This window comes from Devosia sp., from assembly GCF_028290625.1.
Lineage (GTDB): Bacteria > Pseudomonadota > Alphaproteobacteria > Rhizobiales > Devosiaceae > Devosia.
The window spans coordinates 133096-150429 of sequence record NZ_JAQGJM010000020.1 but is presented as its reverse complement, the minus strand read 5'-3'; the positions used below and the strand labels follow the sequence as shown (position 1 = coordinate 150429).

The window sequence follows — 17334 nt, the reverse complement described above, 5'->3', positions numbered from 1 at the left end:
GGCGCCTGACCAGAGGACCTTGCCGACGATGAAGGCCTATCTGCTTTTCGCTCTCAAGCGGTTCATCCAACTCCTTGCCGTTATCTTTGCCGGCTGCTCCATCGCCTTTGTGGTATCGCACCTGTCGCCCATCAGCCCGGTTGAATCCATCATCGGCCGGGTCAGCGGACAATCCAGCTATAGTCCCGAAGCCATCGCATCGCTGCGCGCGACGCTGACCGAACTGTTCGGGCTCAACGTGCCGCTGCACGAGCAATATTTCAATTTCCTGCGCCGATTGGTGTCCTTCGATTTCGGCCCGTCGCTACTGGCTTTCCCGCGCCCCGCCATGCAGCTGGTGATGCTGGCCTTGCCCTGGACCTTTGGGCTGCTGACGGTCTCGACGCTACTAACGTGGCTGCTGGGCAATATCGCCGGGGGCCTCGCCGGCTATTACCAGAACTCAAGGGCTCTGAAGGCGCTCGGCATCGTCGCCATCGGCCTGCAGCCAATCCCCTATTACATCGTCGCTTTTCTGATGGTCATCATCTTCGGCTTCCTGTGGCCGGTGCTGCCGATCAGCGGCGGCTTCGCGATGAATGTGCGCCCCGCCTTCACCCCCGAATTCATCTTCTCGATCCTGCATTATTCCATCCTGCCGGCCGCTTCGCTGACCATTGTGGGCATCGGCACCTGGTTCCTCGGCATGCGGGCGCTGGTCTCCAATATCGTCACCGAGGACTATGTGACCTTCGCCGAACTCGGTGGCGTCGGGCGCAACCGCATTGCGTTTTCCTACGTGATCCGCAACGCCATGGTGCCGCAACTGACCTCGCTGGCCATGACGCTGGGCGGCATTTTCTCGGGCACCATCATCACCGAGCAGGTGTTCGGCTATCCGGGGCTCGGCAGCCTCCTGGTGACTGCCGTCAATGGCGGCGACTCCGCCACCACGCTGGCCGTGTCCTGCATCGCCGTGATCGCAGTTGCCAGCGCCATCTTCATCATCGATCTGGTGCACCCCCTGATCGACCCGCGCGTTCGGACGGAGTAGTCCATGTTTGCAGTCCTGCGCGACCTCGTCCGCTACAATGTGGAATTCACCATCGGCGCCATCCTGGTCGCGGTGATCGTCATTTTCGCCTGCCTGAGCTTCTTCTCGCCGGTCGATCCCACCCAGGTTTATCTCGCCATTCCCGATCAGCCGCCCGGCGCTCAATATTGGTTCGGCAGCAATTCGCGCGGCCAGGACATGTTCTGGCAACTCAGCTTCGCCTTCCGCAACACCCTGACATTCGGGCTGACCGTGGCGCTGCTGTCGCGCATCATCTCGATCGCCGTGGGCCTCGCCGCCGGCTATCTCGGTGGCTGGGTGGATCGCGTTCTGATGTTCATCAACGACATCTTCGTCGCCATTCCGATCTTCCCCATCCTGATCCTGTTCTACTTCGTCATGCGCAGCAATCTGAATGGCTTCACGCTGGCGCTGGTGATGGCCTGCTTCGGCTGGCCCTATGATGCGCGCCTGATCCGTTCGGTGACGCTGGGCCTGCGCCATCGCGAATTCACCCGGCAGGCGGTGTTCGCCGGCATGTCGCCAGCCAAGATCATGCTGGAAGAGCACCTGCCCTACGTGATGCCGATCATCTTCGCCACGACGATGGCCAATATGATCTGGTCGATCGGGCTGGAAGTCACGCTGGCGGTGCTCGGCTTCACCAACATCAATATCCCCACAGTCGGCACTACGCTCTACTGGGCCAACAACCACTCGGCCATGGTGGTGGGCGTGTGGTGGTGGATCCTGATCCCCGTAATCATCGTCGTGCTGCTGTTCATCGGGCTGTTCCTGCTGGCCGTCTCGCTCAACGAATATATCGACCCGCGCAGCCGCCTGCGCCGCATGGGAGCATGACCATGGCCCAGGACAACAAACGCCGCGACATCCTGACGGTCGAGGGTCTCAAGGCCTATTACCAGATGAGCTATTTCGGGGTGGACCGCGAGGTGCGCGCCGTCGACGACATCACCATGACCGTGCGCCGCAACGAGATTTACGGCATTGCGGGGGAAAGCTCGTCGGGCAAAACCTCGTTTATCAAAGTGCTGGCGGCGGCGTTGCGGCCACCCTTCCGCGTCGTCGCCGGCTCGGTGAAATACGATTTTTCCAGCGGGCCGGTGGACGTGGCCGATGCAACCGACGCGCAGATCGAGGCGATCCGCTGGCGCCATCTGAGCTATATCATGCAGGGCTCGATGAGCGTGCTCAACCCGGTGCGGCGCATCGGGCGAACCTTCGAGGATTTTGCCGCGCGGCCACTCGGGCTGAGGGGGAAGGCGTTCGAAGAGCGGGTGGTTTCTCATCTCGAAAAGCTCAAACTGCCTGCTGACGTTTTGCGGGCCTATCCGCATGAACTGAGCGGCGGCATGCGCCAACGCGTCACCATCGGATTGGCGACCGTCTGCCGCCCCGAGTTCATCATCGCCGACGAGCCGACCACCGCGCTCGACGTGGTGGTGCAAAAGGAAGTGCTGTCGCTGATCCGCGACGTGCAGCAGGAAATGGGTTCGTCGGTGGTGTTCGTCACCCATGACATGAGCGTCCACGCCAACATGGCCGACCGCGTCGGCATCATCTACGCGGGGCGGCTGGTCGAGGAAGGCCCGACGCGGCAGATGTTCTTTGCGCCCAAGCATCCCTATACCGCGCATCTGGTGGCGAGCCTGCCACGCATTGGCGACACCACGCAGCGCCCGGCACTGGAGGGCCGCCCGCCGAGCCTGGCCGCGCCACCGAGCGGTTGCCGGTTTCATCCGAGGTGTCCGCTCGCCATCGACAAGTGCAAGACCGACGTACCGCCGCTGCAAACCGTGGCGCCGGACCATCGCACCGCCTGCTGGCGCTGGCAGGATGTGCAGCCGCTCGTCAGCCCGCACGCCGCACATGGGGTGATGGCATGACCACGTTGCTCAATGTCGACAATGTCTCCAAGACCTTCGCCATGGGCGGCCTGCTGTCGCGCAAGACCACGGCCGCGGTGCAGAATGCCAGCTTCTCGCTGGCCGCGGAAACGCCGGAGATTTTCACCATCATCGGCGAGAGCGGATCGGGCAAGACGACGCTGGCGCGCATGATCCTGGGGCTGGAAACGCCGACGACCGGCTCCATTACCTTTCGTGGCAAGCCGGTAGGCGGGGCGACCAAGGTCGAGCGGATGGCGTTCATGGCGGCGGTGCAGCCGGTGTTCCAGAACCCGTTCGAGGCGTTCAACCCGCTCAAGCAGATCGATCGCTATCTGGAATCGACGGCACGGACTTTCTTGGGCCTGAAGGACCGAACTGCGGTCGAACGAGCGATGGACGAGGCACTCCAAACAGTCGGGCTGAGTCTAGCCGAAGTGAAGGGGCGCTATCCGCACGAGATGAGCGGTGGGCAATTGCAGCGCGCCGCGATTGCGCGAGCGCTGATCCCCAATCCGCCGCTGCTGATCGCCGACGAGCCGGTGTCGATGGTGGACGCCTCGCTGCGCATGTCCATCGTCAACCTGCTCAAGGCCCTGCGCGACGATTTCGGGGTGTCGGTGATCTACATCACCCACGATCTGGCGACCGCCTACTACATCTCCAATCGGCTGATCATCATGCAGCGCGGCCGGATCGTCGAGATGGGCGACGCGCGCACGGTGCTGGAAAATCCGGAGCACCCCTATTCGCGGCTGCTCAAGGCCTCGGTGCTGTCCACCGAAGATGCGGGCGATGGCAAGCTCGCAACCAATCCCGACATGGTGGCGCTGGCCACGAGGCTGGCGACAGCACCCGGCGGCCAATTGGTCAGCCGGCCCGATGGCCGGCTGGTGCGGGTGTACGAACCGGTATGACCGATACCATCGCCGTAAAGGTCGCAGTTCATGCCGACAAACCGACCGGACCCTATAAGCCGCTCTGGAACTGGTTCGGCTATGACGAGCCGAACTACACCTATTCGGAACACGGCAAGAAGCTGCTCAAGGAGCTGACGGCGCTCAGCCCGTCGCCCCCTCATATCCGCACGCATAATCTGCTAACGAGCGGCGATGGCGTGGCGGCGCTCAAATGGGGCTCGACCAACGCCTATACGGAAGATGCCGATGGCAACCCGGTCTATGACTGGACCATCATGGACCGGATTTTCGACACCTATGTCGAGGCCGGCGATATCCCGCTGGTGCAGATCGGTTTTACCCCCGAGGCACTGTCGGACTTCGAGGGCGACTACAAGCATCACTGGGAGCCGGCCGACAAATACGCCACCATCATCACCGGCTGGGCATCGCCGCCGAATGACCTAAAGAAGTGGGGCGACCTGGTGTTCGCCTGGGCACGGCATCTGGCCGACCGCTATGGCGAGGGCATGGTCAGTGCCTGGCCTTGGGAAGTATGGAACGAGCCGGACGGGCACTACTGGCTCGGCACCATTCCGCAATTCTGCGACATGTACGATGTCAGCGCCAAGGCGGTGAAGCGCGCCCTGCCCAAGGCACGGGTGGGTGGACCGCATACCTGCGGCGCCTTCTCCAATCCCAAGGCGCAAACATTCCTGCGCGAATTCTTGCAATATGTGGTCGACCACAATTCACCGATCGATTTCCTGGCCTTCCATGCCAAGGGCAACCCGGTGATCTGGCACGACCATGTGCGCATGGGGCTGCACAAGCAGTTGCGCGATATCGAAGCCAATCTCGACATCATCAACGAGTTCCCCTCGCTGACGCACCTGCCCATCGTCATCGGCGAGAGCGATCCCGAAGGCTGCGCCGCCTGTTCGGCCCGCGTGCATCCGCAGAACGGCTATCGCAATGGCCCGCTCTATGGTGTGTACGTGGTCGAGAGCATGCTGCGGACCTATGAGCTGGCAGCGGCCAAGAACCTCACCATCGAAGGCGCGGTGACCTGGGCTTTCCTGTTCGACGACCAGGCCTGGTATGACGGCTTCCGCGACCTCGCCACCAACGGCGTCGACAAGGCCGTGCTCAACGGTTTTCGCATGCTCGGCAAGCTGGGCGGCGATTGGCTGCGTACCGAAAGCAGCCATCGCCGCGATCTCCAGGACATCATGGAACACGGCGTCCGCGGCGAGCCGGACGTCAACGTGGTCGCCACGCGCGACGACAAGGGCGTCAGCATCCTGGTTTGGCACTATCACGATGACGATGCCGCGGGCCCCGACGCCGAAGTCACCATTTCGGTGGATGGCTGGGGCGATCGCAAGGCCGCGCTCAAGCATTTCCGCATGGACGAAACGCATTCCAATTCCTACGGCGTGTGGAAAGCCATGGGCAGACCCCAAAACCCGCAAGGGGCCGACTACGCCAAACTGGAAGAGGCGGGGCAACTCGCCCAGATCGAAGTTCAGGCCAGCGTTTTGGTCACCAACGGCAACATCGAACTCCGGACCACTCTCCCCCGCCAAGGCGTCTCCTTGCATCGCCTCGACTGGTAACTGCCGGAGTTCCGAGCGCGTCCCTCCGGGCGCGCTCATTTTCTTGGTTGGGTTGGCCGCGTTTGCTTGGAACTGCCTCTCCCCACCCACTTCAACGCCCACCCGGCCGTTAACTCCCCACACCCACCGGCCTTCCCGCGGGCTTGACCCGCGGGCCATTGGCCGCTTGTGCCATGCTGATAGAGGCCCGCGGGAAGGCCGGTGGTGGTGGAGGGCGTGGGGTGATGGTGATGGAGGATGGACCAAGCCAGCCTGAGTGCTTGAACCCTACCGATGATCCTCCGCGATCATTGCTGCGGCCTTGGAGCCGATCGCCATGGCGGGGGCATTGGTATTGCCCGAGGGGATGAACGGGATGATCGAGCAATCGATGACCCGCAGCCCATCGATGCCACGCACGCGCAGGCGTTGATCGACCACGGCCATCGGATCGCTGTCCGGCCCCATGCGCAGCGAGCCCGAGGGATGGTAATTGGTCTTGACGGTCTGGCCGGCAAACCGGGTCAGGCTCTCCTCGTCCTGGAGGGCCCTGCCCGGCAGCAATTCCTCGGCGATCTTGGATTTGAACGGCTCGGTTTCCAGCAATTGCCGCGCCACTTTCAATGATGCCAAAGTCAGCCGCAGGTCGTCGGGATGGCCGAAGAAGTTGCAATCGACCAGCGGCTGGTCGTCCGGATTGGCCGAGCGCAGCTTGACGCTGCCGCGCGCCTTGGGCCGCAACAAGCAAGAGGTGAAGGTCACCCCGTAAGTCGGCTTGGCCGAGGACACGTCGCGGTCAAGATAGACGATAGGCGCGCAATAAAGCTGGATTGTCGGCCGCTCGCCGCCATCGGGATCGTAGAACAGGCAGGCCTCGATGCCCGTCGTGGTCACCGGGCCGGAATTGAATAGCAGGTATTGCAAGCCGTTGCGCAGCATCGGCCAGCCCTTGTCCTCGCCGAAATAACCGGACCTGGACTTGGTGGTGGCGATCACCGGGACTTCATGGTGGTCCTGTAGATTAGCGCCGACGCCGGTAATATCGGCCACTACGTCTACGCCATGCTCGCGCAGGTGATCGGCCGGCCCCAAGCCGGACAGCATCAGCAGCTTGGCGCTGTTATAGGTCCCGGCCCCGACCAAAACTTCGCGGTCGGCGTGGACGGTGTGGCTGACGCCGTCCTTGGTATAGCTGACGCCGACGGCGCGACCGTTTTCGATGACGATCCGATCCACACGGGCACCAGTGATGATGCTCAGGCGGCCGTCGCTGGCCAGCGGATCGAGGAAGGCCTTCTTGCCGTCGGAGCGCTCCTTATGGCGCCCCCATTGCCCGTAGGTGTGCTGCATGATGCCGACGCCGTTCTGGCGGGCGCCGTTGAAATCGGGATTATAGGTGTGACCCAGGCCTTGGGCAGCAAGCAGGAAATCCTGCGTGGTATCGCTGATATGGCCGGGCTCTGAGACTCGCAGGTTTCCGCCTATGCCGTGGAATTCGTTGTTGAACTTGGTATTGGCCTCGATGCCTTTGAAGTGCGGCAGCATGTCGGCGTAGGACCATTCGGTGTCGTTGCCGAGATAAGCCGCCCAGCCATCATAGTCCTCGCGCTGGCCGCGCATGTAGACCATGGCGTTGACCGCGCTGCCGCCACCCAGGGCCTTGGCGACGGGCACGATTGGGCCGCGTCCACCCAGTTGGGGCTGCGGCACGGTGTGGTGCATTTCGAGAAAATCATCGCGGGCGAGGAATTTCATGTAGCCGGCGGGGAATGCCATCAGCCGGGCCGTGTCGCGCGGGCCGCGTTCGAGGATCAGCACACGATAGCCGAATTCGCGCACCAGCCGCATCGCCGCCACCGACGCCGCCGAGCCGCCACCGGCGATGACGAAGTCATAGCTTTTGGCCATCACGCACCAATTTCCGCCAGCCGCCGCGCCTGTCGCGCCAGCAGCAATTCCACATCCGCGACATCCAGCGCCGACATGGTCGGACGCGGCTTGCGCAGGGCGCCCGACTTGATCACGCCGCGCTTGGCGAGCACGTATTTGCGCGCCGCCAGGCCGATGCCCTGCTGCTGCTCGTAGCGCGCCAGGGGCAGATAGGCGTCGAAGATTTCGTGGGCGCGGTCGACATTGCCCTTGGCAAATTCGCCCACCACGCCGACCATCATTTCGGGATAGCAGAACCCGGTCATGGCGCCGTCGGCGCCGCGGCTCATTTCCTCGGGCAGGAACAGCCCGCCATTGCCGCAGAGGATGGAAATCCGCCGTGTTTCGCCCTTGTCGCTGGCGGCGCGGAGGGCGGTGATCTTGGATAGACCCGGCCAATCTTCATGCTTGAGCATGACGCAATTGGGCACTTCGCGGATGATGCGGTCGATCACCTTGGGGGCGATGGTGACATTGGTGGTCAGCGGATAATCCTGCAGCACGAACGGGATCTTGCCCAGCGCTTCACCCACTGACTGGTAGAACGCAAAGCTCTGATCGTCGGTCTTGGTGGTCCAGGGCGGCGCCACCATGACGCCGGCTGCGCCCTGATCCATCACCGTTTGCGCCAGTTCGGTCATCGGCGCTAGGCCGGGCGCAGAGACGCCGACCACGACCGGCAGACGGCCATCGAGCCGCCTAAGCACCCGCTCCACCACCTGCGCCGATTCCACCGAAGTCAGCTTGGGCGCCTCGCCCAATTGGCCGAGCACAGTGATGCCGCTGACGCCGGCGCCTTCGTAGAAATCCACCATGGAATCGACGCTGGCCAGGTCCAGCGCGCCATTGTCCTCGAACGGGGTCACCGCGATGACATAGACGCCCTTGGCCTGTTCGTTGAGGATTGCCATGTGTGATCTCCCGATGCGTCGCGACTGCTGGTTCGGTATGCGGCCAGACGCGGCCCGAGGGCAAGGCGTACGCGGCGCGCGGGACGGTTTTGCCACGAATTATCAACGGGCGCCGCCCCCGCATTGGCCTCGCGGCGGCAGTAATTCGACCGGCAGCGAAAATCGCTGTAGGATGGATGCCGTTACGTCGGGAGACGATCTTGGCAACTGCGACTGAAACCGAACAAATCTCAATCGAGCACGACGATCTCAGCATCGCCCGGGCGCTGGAAGAGGACATCATCTTCGGCCGCCTCGCCCCTGGCACGCGGCTGACCGAGGACACCCTGCTCGCCCGCTTCGCGGTGACGCGCCACTTCGCGCGCCAGGCTTTGGTGCAGCTCGAAGCCATGGGCATTGTGGTGCGCGAACGCAATCGCGGCGCCACCGTGCGCTCGCTGACCCCCAAGCAGGTGCAGGAAATCTACGACGTGCGCGAATTGCTGCAACGGCAGGCGGCGCTGTGGATTCCGCTGCCGGCACCGGCAACGCTGATCGCCGAGCTCGAGGCTATCCATGAAGAGCATGGCAAGCATATGGAAGCCGACTTCCTGCGCGGCGTGCACGAGGCCAATGACCGGTTCCACCTGACCCTGTTCGGCGCCTGCGGCAATGCGCATCTGGTGCAGTCAATCGAGCTCTATATGCGGCTCAGCCTGCCGGTGCGCGCCAACACCATGGGTGACAAGGAATCCCTGCGCATCGCCCACCGGCATCACGCCATGATGATCGGCATGCTGCAGGGCCACGATAACTGGGTGTTGGCCCAGCTCTGCGTCGATCACCTGCAGCCAAGCAAGCAGCGCTACCTGGAGCGGGTGAAGTAAGGCCCCCTCACCCTGCTTGCTCCGCTGAACGCGTCGCAAGCTGTCCCTCCCCACAAGGGGAGAAGGGCGACAACTGAAAACTCTCGGCTTGTCCCCTTCTCCCCTTGTGGGAGAAGGTGCCCGAAGGGCGGATGAGGGGTTACGCTACCTGTGCAAACCGCTCGTCAAACGCATAGCCGGCGCCGCGCACGGTGCGGATAGGATCGCTTTCGCGGCCGCGATTGATGGCGCGGCGGAGGCGGCCGATATGCACGTCCACGGTACGCTCGTCGACATACACGTCATTGCCCCAGACGCCATCGAGCAATTGCTCGCGCGAATAGACCCGGCCGGGATGGCGCATCAAATATTCTAGCAGGCGGTATTCCGTCGGCCCCAGATGCACGTCGCGGGTGGCGCGGCGGACGCGGTGGGTGGTGCGGTCCAGCTCCAGATCACCGACCTTGAGGGCCGCAGTGACCAGGTTCGGATTGGCACGGCGCAACAGCGCATGGATGCGCGCCAGCAGTTCGGGCACCGAGAACGGCTTGACGACATAATCGTCGGCCCCGGTGGCGAGGCCGCGGACGCGCTCTTCTTCCTCGCCGCGGGCGGTGATCATGATGATCGGCACGCGGGCGGTTTCTTCGCGGGCACGGAGGCGACGGCACAGTTCAATGCCGGAAACTTCGGGCAGCATCCAGTCGAGCAGGATCAGGTCCGGCAATTTGTCCTGGATGCGCTCCTGCGCCTGATCGCCGGTTTCGGCGGTCAGGACGCGGAAGCCCTCGGCTTCAAGATTATAGCGCAGGAGGATCGAGATATCTTCCTCGTCCTCGACAACAAGTATTGTTGCGGGCATGGGTTTACTCCCAAGGTCGCTCGGCCGAAGCCGGCTACGCCTTGATCTGGGTCCGCTGAAGTTCCTGCACATCGGCGGTCAATTGCTTGCCGGTCTGCAGGTAATAGGCGCGTTCGGCGATATTGGTCGCGTGGTCGCCGATACGCTCCAGGCTCTTGGCGCAGAACAGCAGATGCGTGCACTGCGTGATGTTGCGCGGATCTTCCATCATGTAGGTCAGGAGTTCGCGGAACAGCGAGGTGTGCATGGCGTCGACTTCGTCGTCGCGGTTGCACACTTCGATGGCGGCAGCCGGGTCACGGCTGGCATAGGCGTCGAGCGCATCCTTGATCTGGCGGAGCACCAGATTGGTCATGTTGCGCACGCCATTATAGAAAGTCGGCTGCAGGCTGAGCCCTTCGAGCTTGAGCGAGCGGCGGGCCAACTGCTTGGCCATGTCGCCGACGCGCTCCAGGTCGGACGCAACGTGGATTGACGTAACGATGGCGCGCAGATCGCTGGCCATGGGCTGGCGGCGGGCGATCATCGATACTGCCATGTCGTCGATGCGGCGCTGCATGTCGTCGATGCGCTGATCGGCGATGATGGTGACGTCGGCCAGCTCACGGTCGAGCTTGAGCAGCGCCTTGGTGCCATTCTCGATGGCGACTTCGACCTGGCCGCCCATTTCGGCGATCAACTGGGCCAGCGCGGTCAGCTCGTCGCTATAGGAGCTGACGATATGGTCTTGGGACGTGATGGGCATGGCGTTATCCTCGATTTTCTGGAGAGCGTTCGCCCTAGCCGATGCGGCCCATGATGTAATCCTGGGTCTGCTTGTTGACCGGATTGGTGAAGATGTCTTCGGTAACGCCCTCCTCGATCAGATTGCCCAGGTGGAAGAACGCGGTCTTCTGCGACACGCGGGCGGCCTGCTGCATCGAGTGGGTGACGATGACGATGGTATAGTTCTCGCGCAATTCATCGATCAGCTCTTCGATGATGGCGGTAGCGATCGGATCGAGCGCCGAGCAGGGCTCGTCCATCAGGATGACTTCCGGGCCAACGGCGATAGCGCGAGCAATGCACAGGCGCTGCTGCTGACCACCGGACAGGCCGGTGCCGGGCTCGTTCAGCCGATCCTTGACCTCTTCGAACAGACCCGCCTTGCGCAGCGAGGAAATCACGATCTCGTCCATGTCGGTCTTCGACTTGGCCAGGCCGTGGATTTTGGGACCGTAGGCGACGTTCTCGTAGATCGATTTCGGGAACGGATTGGGCTTTTGGAACACCATGCCGATACGGGCGCGCAGTTCCACCACGTCGAGATTGGGATCGTAAATGTCCTGCTCGTCGAGCTTGATCGTGCCGCCAACCCGGGCGCCTTCGATGGTATCGTTCATGCGGTTGATGCAGCGCAGGAACGTCGACTTGCCGCAACCCGACGGCCCGATGAAGGAGGTCACGGCACGATCGGGTATATTGATCGAAATGCCGTGCAGAGCCTGCTTGGCACCGTAGTGGACGGTGACGTCCTTAGCGGTCAAACGGATCGGACGATCAAGCATATCGGCGGGATTCATGGTGGAGTTCACTGTTTGCTGAGTCATTTTGATCTTGCCTGCAAGGACGTCCATTGTTCAATTCCTTTCGTTGCGCCGATAGGGAGGCCAAGGGCTCACCTGGCCCGGTCAGGCCCGCTTTTCAAGTCGTGAGCGAAGATAGACGGCAATACCGTTGAGCACGATCATAAAGGCCAGCAGCACCATGATGGCGGCCGCCGTGCGGGGTTCGAAGAAGTTGCGATCCTCGTTACCCTGCCAAAGATAAATCTGGACCGGGAGAGCCGTGGCCTGGTCCATCGGCGTAGCCGGGACGGAGGCCACGAAGGCCTTCATGCCGATCAGCAGCAGCGGCGCCGTTTCACCCAAAGCGTGGGCGACACCAATGATGGTTGCGGTCAGGATCGAGGGGAAGGTGACCGGCAGCACATGGTGGAACACCATCTGCGTCTTGGAAGCACCCATGCCGAGCGCAGCCTGGCGCAGAGCGGGGGACACGCCAAGCAGCGCACCGCGGGTAGCGATGATGATGGTGGGCAATGTCATCAGCGTCAGCACCAGGCCGCCGACCAGCGGAGCCGAAATCGGCAGGTGCATGTAGTTGATGAACACCGCTGCGCCGAGCAGGCCGAACACGATAGAGGGAACCGCGGCCAGGTTGTTGATATTGACTTCGATGAAGTCGGTCACCTTGGACTTGGGCGCGAACTCTTCCAGATAGATGGCCGAGGCTACCCCGATCGGCACCGCCAGCAGAATGACAATGATCATCATGTAGAGCGAGCCGAAGAAGGCGCCTGCCAGACCCGCCGAGGCCGGAGCCGCACGGCTATCGACATTGGTCAGGATCGACCAGGCAAAGCCCCGGCTGATGACGCCATTTTCGACAAACGTGTCGATCAGGCTGCGCGCTTCGGGCGAGAGCTGCTGCTGGCTGTCCTGCAGGCTGCGGTCGATATTGCCCTTGATCCAGTTGACGGCGCTGGCCGACGCCAGGACGTCAATGTCAACGGTCTGGCCGAGCAGGGTCGGATTGGCGACGAAGCGCTCGCGAATTTCATGTCGCGCGTCGGTCTCGGCAATGGTCAGCAGGTCCTTGGTGTCGATCTCGTAGCCCGCAGGCGCCGCGGCACGGAGCGAAGCTTCGACCACCTTGTTCCAGTTCAGCAGAGCCACCGAACGCTGCCATTTCAGGCTTGCGGCCTGGTATTCGGCCTCGGAGGCAAAGCCATTGCGGATCGGCACCGGATCGACCTTGACGATGGCAGGATCGAAATTGACCGACAGGTGCATATTTTCCTGAGTAAAGGCCGGCAGGCCTTTACGGATGATATCGGTGAACAGCAGGGCGACGAAGCCAAGCGCCAGGATGATGGCGGCAAGACCCAGGCCCTTGAAGATGTTCTCGCTGAGATGGCGGGCACGCAGGCCGTCATGGACGACCTGGGTGCGTTCAGCCGGAGTCTGCTTGGCAATGGGAAGCGTATCGATGGCCATTTTATTCGTACTGCTCCCGGAACTTGCGGACGATGAAGAGGGCGAAGATATTGAGGCAGAGCGTCAGCACGAAGAGGGTCAGACCGAGCGCAAAGGCGACCAGCGATTGCGGCCCGGCGAAATCGGTATCGCCGGTGAGCTGGTTGACAATCGACACGGTGATGGTGGCGACCGGCTCGAATGGATTGCCCTTGAGCACCGGCGAGTTACCCGCCGCCAGCACCACGATCATGGTTTCGCCGACGGCGCGGCTGACGGCCAGCAGGAAGGCGCCGACGATCCCCGGCAACGCGGCCGGCAACAGCACGTTGCGGATGGTTTCTGACTTGGTGGCGCCCAGCCCATAGGCGCCATCACGCAGCGTGCGCGGCACTTGGTTGAGAATGTCATCACTGAGCGAGGACACGAATGGAATGATCATGATGCCCATGACCACACCGGCAGTCAGGGCGCTGGTGGCGTTGATACCCAAACCGACCGTGCCGCCCGCATCACGCAGGAACGGACCCACGGTGGTCAGCGCGAAGAAGCCGAACACGATGGTGGGAATACCCGCCAGCACTTCGATGATCGGCTTGGCGACAGCACGGAAATTGCGGTGGGCGTATTGGCTGAGATAGATCGCAGCCATCAGGCCGACGGGCACCGCGACCAGCATGGCGATCGCGGTGATCATCAGTGTGCCGACCAGCAGCGGCAGCAAGCCGTAGGAACCGTACTCACCCGGAATGGTCGAACCGTTCAGCGGCGACCAAACGGTACCGAAGAAGAAGTCCAGCGGGCTGACAAAGGTGAAGAACTTGAACGCCTCGGTCACCAGCGAGCCGACGATACCGGCCGTGGTCAGAATGGCGACGGCAGAGCAGGCCAGCAGCAACAGGTTGATCACGCGCTCGACTTCGTTGCGGGCGCGCAGGCGGACATCGATACGGTTGCGGGCCAGGAACAGGCCCCCAAGACCGAGCGCCCCAGCGACGACGATCGTGCCGACGAAAGTCAGGAAATTGAACGAGCGCAAGGCATCGCCCGCCGCCTGTTCGTAAGGCAGCACATCGCCCGCCACACCATAGCCCGAAGCCAGCGCCCGGATGCGGGCGATCGTGGCATTGAGCCCAACCTGGTCGAGTGCAAGCACCGTATCGGTGGGAATCTGGCCGACAATGTAATTATGCGTAACGTCGCCACCGAACCAGCCCCACAGGGCAAGGGCGACGAGGGCCGGGATGATCGCCCAGATGGCAACCAGCGAGCCGTGATATTGTTGGCGGGAATGAACCCGGACGCCTTTGGCGGTGACGAGCGAACCACTCTTTGACCAGCCGGTCTGGAACGCCAGGCCGATCAGCACCAGCAGCAATGCGGCTATTACCAGGTTGTTCATCTATGGGGCCCCGCGACAACTAAGTGAGTGGGCCGCGCCAATGGCGCGGCCCGATATTCACGATTACTTCGCGCCGGCTTCGAAAGCGGCGAGAACTTCAGCGGTCTTGTCGGCCGGCTGCGGGATCAGGCCAGCGGCTTCCAGGGTCGAGCCTTCGCCGATCATGGCGTCGGAGAGGAAGAACTGAACGTATTCTTCGATGCCGGGGACGATGCCGATGTGCTGGCCCTTGACGTAGAAGTACAGCGGACGGCTGACCGGGTATTCGCCAGCAGCAACCGATTCATTGGTCGGCACGATGCCGTCAACGGTCGCGACCTTCAGGGTGTCCTTGTTTTCGTCGTAGAAGGACAGGCCGAACACGCCAACGGTGTTCGGGTCCGACTTCAGGCGAGCCAGGGTTTCGGTATAGTCGCCAGCGATTTCAGTGACGCCGTCCTGACGGAAGGTGGTCAGGGCCTTGGCCTTGTCTTCATCGGAAAGACCTTCGGGCAGACCGGCTTCTTCAGCACCGGCAGCCACGACCTTCTCCTGGAACACTTCGCGAGTGCCGTGGTTCGAGGCCGGGATGGCCAGAACGATCGGCATGTCGGGGAGGGAAGCGTCGATTTCCTTCCAGGTCTTGTAGGGATTGTCGACGAGCTTGCCGTCAACCATAACCTGGGCAGCCAGGGCCTTGTAGACCATGACGGGGGTCAGGGCGAAATCGGGGCCGGTAGCGGCCGAAGCGAACACGATGCCGTCGAAGCCGAACTGGACTTCACGGATGTCGGTCACGCCATTGGTGGTGCAGACTTCGCGCTCGCTGTCCTTGATCGGACGCGATGCATTGGCGATGTCGATGGTGTTGTCGCCAACGCCTTCGCAGAACTGCTTCAGGCCAGCGCCCGTGCCGCCCGAACCGACGACTGGGGTCTTGAACTCGGGGAAGGCCGAGCCGAATTCTTCGGCAACGATCGAGGCGAACGGCAGCACGGTGGACGAACCCGAGACCTGGATGGTGTCGCGCGACTGGGCGAAAGCGCCCGTCGAGGTCATGGCAAGCGCGATAACGGCAGCACTGACGAGGAGTGCGGTTTTCATTGGGATTTCCCTTTCGGAATTCATTTTTTAACCTGGCTGGCCAATCCGGTTTGGAGCCGGGCCGCCCTGTGACGCGGCGACCATAGGAGGGCGCGGCAACAGTTTTATTGCAGTTGGGCCACGGATTTGTGACAGGTTAATATGCTGAAATTAAAGGGATTTCATTGTAACAATCCAAAAATGGCACCGTCACAACGGGGTCAAACATGACGCCACGACAGGGCCATTCTTAAGAGCCGCGGCGCGATTTTTGAGTGTGCACGTGTACAAGCTCGACCCTTGTTACCGGGTGCGATCGGAGGCTCGCCACATAAGCTAACCAGCGGCGCGCAACATCCAGATGACGTATCAGACAATCACGTCTTCTTCACTGCCCAGGAGGCCAGCGAGAATGAAGAGGCCGCGCTCCAGCCCGCTGCGGGCCGGCGGAGCCATGATGCAAAGGCGCACGCCGCCGATGCCGGAGGCGCCGACTATGGTTGCGCCCGGTGGGGTGATCCGCACCTTCGCCTCGCTGGCGCGGCGCGCCAGGCGTTCCGCCGCCAGCGGGCTCATTGGCAACCAGATATGGGGCGCACCCTGGGGCATGGGAAGGCTGGCAATATTGAAGATCTGCTGTGCCATGAGCTGCCGCGCCATCGCCTCATCACGCAATTGCGCCGCGATGCGGGTGGCGGCGCCGGTTTCGATCAAGGCCACCGATAGCTCGGCCACGAAAGGCGGTAGGCCCCAGCTTTCGGCGCGCATCCGTTTGGCGATCCCGGCCCGCATTGGGCGCGGAGGCACGATGACGCCAAGGCGCACGAGCGGCGTCAGGCTTTTGGACAAGCTGGTGACGAAGATCGTGTTGTCAGGCGCGATGTCCTTGTAGGTCAGGCTGCCCTTGGCGGCGTAAAGGCCATAGATATCGTCCTCGACGATGGTGGCGCCGTGGTTGGTCGCGACCGCCGCGATGGCGCGCCGCCGCTCGGGACCAGTCTCGAAACCCAGCGGGTTTTGGCACACCGGCGTCGTGTAGATGATCTTGCAGTGGTTGGCCGCCAGCACGGCATCGAGCGCATCGGGCAACATGCCCTCCCCGTCGGTGAGCACCGGCAGCATGGTGAGGCCCAGATTGGCCGCGGCGGCGATGGCGCCGGGAAAGGTCGCGCCTTCGGTGGCGATGGTCGCAGAGCGGTCCTTGAGCGCGGCGAAGGCCAGGTGAATGCCCTGTTGCGCGCCATTGGTGAGGACGATCTCGTCGGCGGTGACGGTTTGGCGGGTGCCGGTCAGCCAGCCTGCGACCACGCTGCGCTGCGCATCGGTGCCGCTGTGATCGACATAGCCGCCATTGGCCAATTGCAACGCCCGGCGCGTGGCGATTTCGGCAGCTTCCGCCAGCGCCTCGTAACCCAGCAGCGGCGGCGGCGCATTAATGGTCAGATCGACAATATCATTGGCATCGGACGGTGCGGACCGGTCCAGCACGAAGGTACCGCGGCCAATTTCCCCACGCACCAGACCGCGATCGCTGAGCGCATCGACGGCCCGGGTGACGGTGCCGATGGAAACGCCAAAGCGCTCCGCCAGCCGCCGGTGCGTCGGCAGACGCTCGCCCGGTTTGAAGGCGCCGTTGTCGATGGCGCTGACCAGCGCAGTGGCGAGGCGCTCATGCAGCGCCAGGTCACCATCAGGCAGGAGCAGTTTGGTGGCGGCGATCATTGTATCGTTTTTCTCACGATTGTATCGTTCTTAGTGAATTCATGAAGATACAACTTCTGGTTCAATATGGCGTTCCATTCGCATCGGCGGATTAGCCATGGCCTACCGCCTCATCTGTAGCAGAGTCGGCCATTAGCCGCATCCGGC

At 62.6% G+C, this 17334-nt stretch carries 15 protein-coding genes; 6 read left to right on the top strand and 9 right to left on the bottom strand.

Going from position 1 to position 17334, the window contains the following annotated elements; genetic code table 11:
• The first annotated feature begins 28 nt into the window (after positions 1-28).
• Genes JWR51_RS11160 through JWR51_RS11140 form a run of 5 tightly spaced genes read left to right on the top strand, consistent with a single transcriptional unit; the run spans position 29 to position 5458 of the window.
• Entirely contained in the window at positions 29-1033 is a 1005-nt protein-coding gene (locus JWR51_RS11160; RefSeq protein ID WP_299747370.1) for an ABC transporter permease, read from the top strand.
• Between the two features lie 3 nt (positions 1034-1036).
• The gene (locus tag JWR51_RS11155; RefSeq protein ID WP_299747368.1) at positions 1037-1894 is read left to right on the top strand and encodes an ABC transporter permease; all 858 of its coding nucleotides are present in this window, start codon (positions 1037-1039) and stop codon (positions 1892-1894) included.
• A complete protein-coding gene (locus JWR51_RS11150; RefSeq protein WP_299747366.1) occupies positions 1891-2940 on the top strand; it encodes an ABC transporter ATP-binding protein in 1050 nt (349 codons plus the stop codon). The genes JWR51_RS11155 and JWR51_RS11150 overlap by 4 nt, the downstream gene beginning before the upstream one ends.
• Positions 2937-3857 (top strand): ABC transporter ATP-binding protein, encoded by a 921-nt coding sequence (locus JWR51_RS11145; protein ID WP_299747364.1) that lies wholly within the window; start codon positions 2937-2939, stop codon positions 3855-3857. Before JWR51_RS11150 ends, JWR51_RS11145 begins: the two co-directional genes overlap by 4 nt.
• A complete protein-coding gene (locus JWR51_RS11140) occupies positions 3854-5458 on the top strand; it encodes a beta-xylosidase (protein WP_299747362.1) in 1605 nt (534 codons plus the stop codon). Before JWR51_RS11145 ends, JWR51_RS11140 begins: the two co-directional genes overlap by 4 nt.
• Positions 5459-5725: 267 nt before the next feature.
• Here the strand turns inward: JWR51_RS11140 and JWR51_RS11135 are convergent, their stop codons facing one another.
• Positions 5726-7345 carry a GMC family oxidoreductase N-terminal domain-containing protein gene (locus JWR51_RS11135; RefSeq protein ID WP_299747360.1) on the bottom strand — a complete coding sequence of 540 codons (1620 nt, stop codon included), beginning with the start codon at positions 7343-7345 and terminating at the stop codon, positions 5726-5728.
• Entirely contained in the window at positions 7345-8277 is a 933-nt protein-coding gene (locus JWR51_RS11130; protein WP_299747358.1) for a dihydrodipicolinate synthase family protein, read from the bottom strand. Before JWR51_RS11130 ends, JWR51_RS11135 begins: the two co-directional genes overlap by 1 nt.
• Before the next feature lie 200 nt (positions 8278-8477).
• On the opposite strand from JWR51_RS11130, the gene JWR51_RS11125 reads away from it, so the two are divergent.
• Positions 8478-9143: a GntR family transcriptional regulator gene (locus tag JWR51_RS11125; protein ID WP_299747356.1), complete on the top strand. Its 666-nt coding sequence runs from the start codon at positions 8478-8480 to the stop codon at positions 9141-9143.
• A 139-nt stretch (positions 9144-9282) separates the two neighbouring features.
• Here JWR51_RS11125 and phoB read toward each other — a convergent pair whose 3' ends face one another.
• The 7 genes from phoB to JWR51_RS11090 form a co-directional block, all read right to left on the bottom strand.
• Positions 9283-9984, bottom strand: coding sequence for a phosphate regulon transcriptional regulator PhoB (phoB, locus tag JWR51_RS11120; protein ID WP_299733256.1), 702 nt, complete (start codon positions 9982-9984; stop codon positions 9283-9285).
• A gap of 34 nt (positions 9985-10018) precedes the next feature.
• Complete coding sequence (gene phoU, locus JWR51_RS11115; protein WP_299747354.1) at positions 10019-10729, bottom strand: phosphate signaling complex protein PhoU; 711 nt, start codon at positions 10727-10729, stop codon at positions 10019-10021.
• A 34-nt stretch (positions 10730-10763) separates the two neighbouring features.
• A complete protein-coding gene (gene pstB / locus JWR51_RS11110; protein ID WP_299747459.1) occupies positions 10764-11546 on the bottom strand; it encodes a phosphate ABC transporter ATP-binding protein PstB in 783 nt (260 codons plus the stop codon).
• Between the two features lie 108 nt (positions 11547-11654).
• Positions 11655-13022: a phosphate ABC transporter permease PstA gene (gene pstA, locus JWR51_RS11105; RefSeq protein WP_299747353.1), complete on the bottom strand. Its 1368-nt coding sequence runs from the start codon at positions 13020-13022 to the stop codon at positions 11655-11657.
• A 1-nt stretch (position 13023) separates the two neighbouring features.
• Positions 13024-14403 carry a phosphate ABC transporter permease subunit PstC gene (gene pstC / locus JWR51_RS11100; RefSeq protein ID WP_299747351.1) on the bottom strand — a complete coding sequence of 460 codons (1380 nt, stop codon included), beginning with the start codon at positions 14401-14403 and terminating at the stop codon, positions 13024-13026.
• A gap of 63 nt (positions 14404-14466) precedes the next feature.
• Entirely contained in the window at positions 14467-15486 is a 1020-nt protein-coding gene (locus JWR51_RS11095) for a substrate-binding domain-containing protein (protein ID WP_299747349.1), read from the bottom strand.
• Positions 15487-15834: 348 nt separating this feature from the next.
• Positions 15835-17187, bottom strand: coding sequence for a PLP-dependent aminotransferase family protein (locus tag JWR51_RS11090; RefSeq protein WP_299747347.1), 1353 nt, complete (start codon positions 17185-17187; stop codon positions 15835-15837).
• Between the last annotated feature and the right edge of the window lie 147 nt (positions 17188-17334).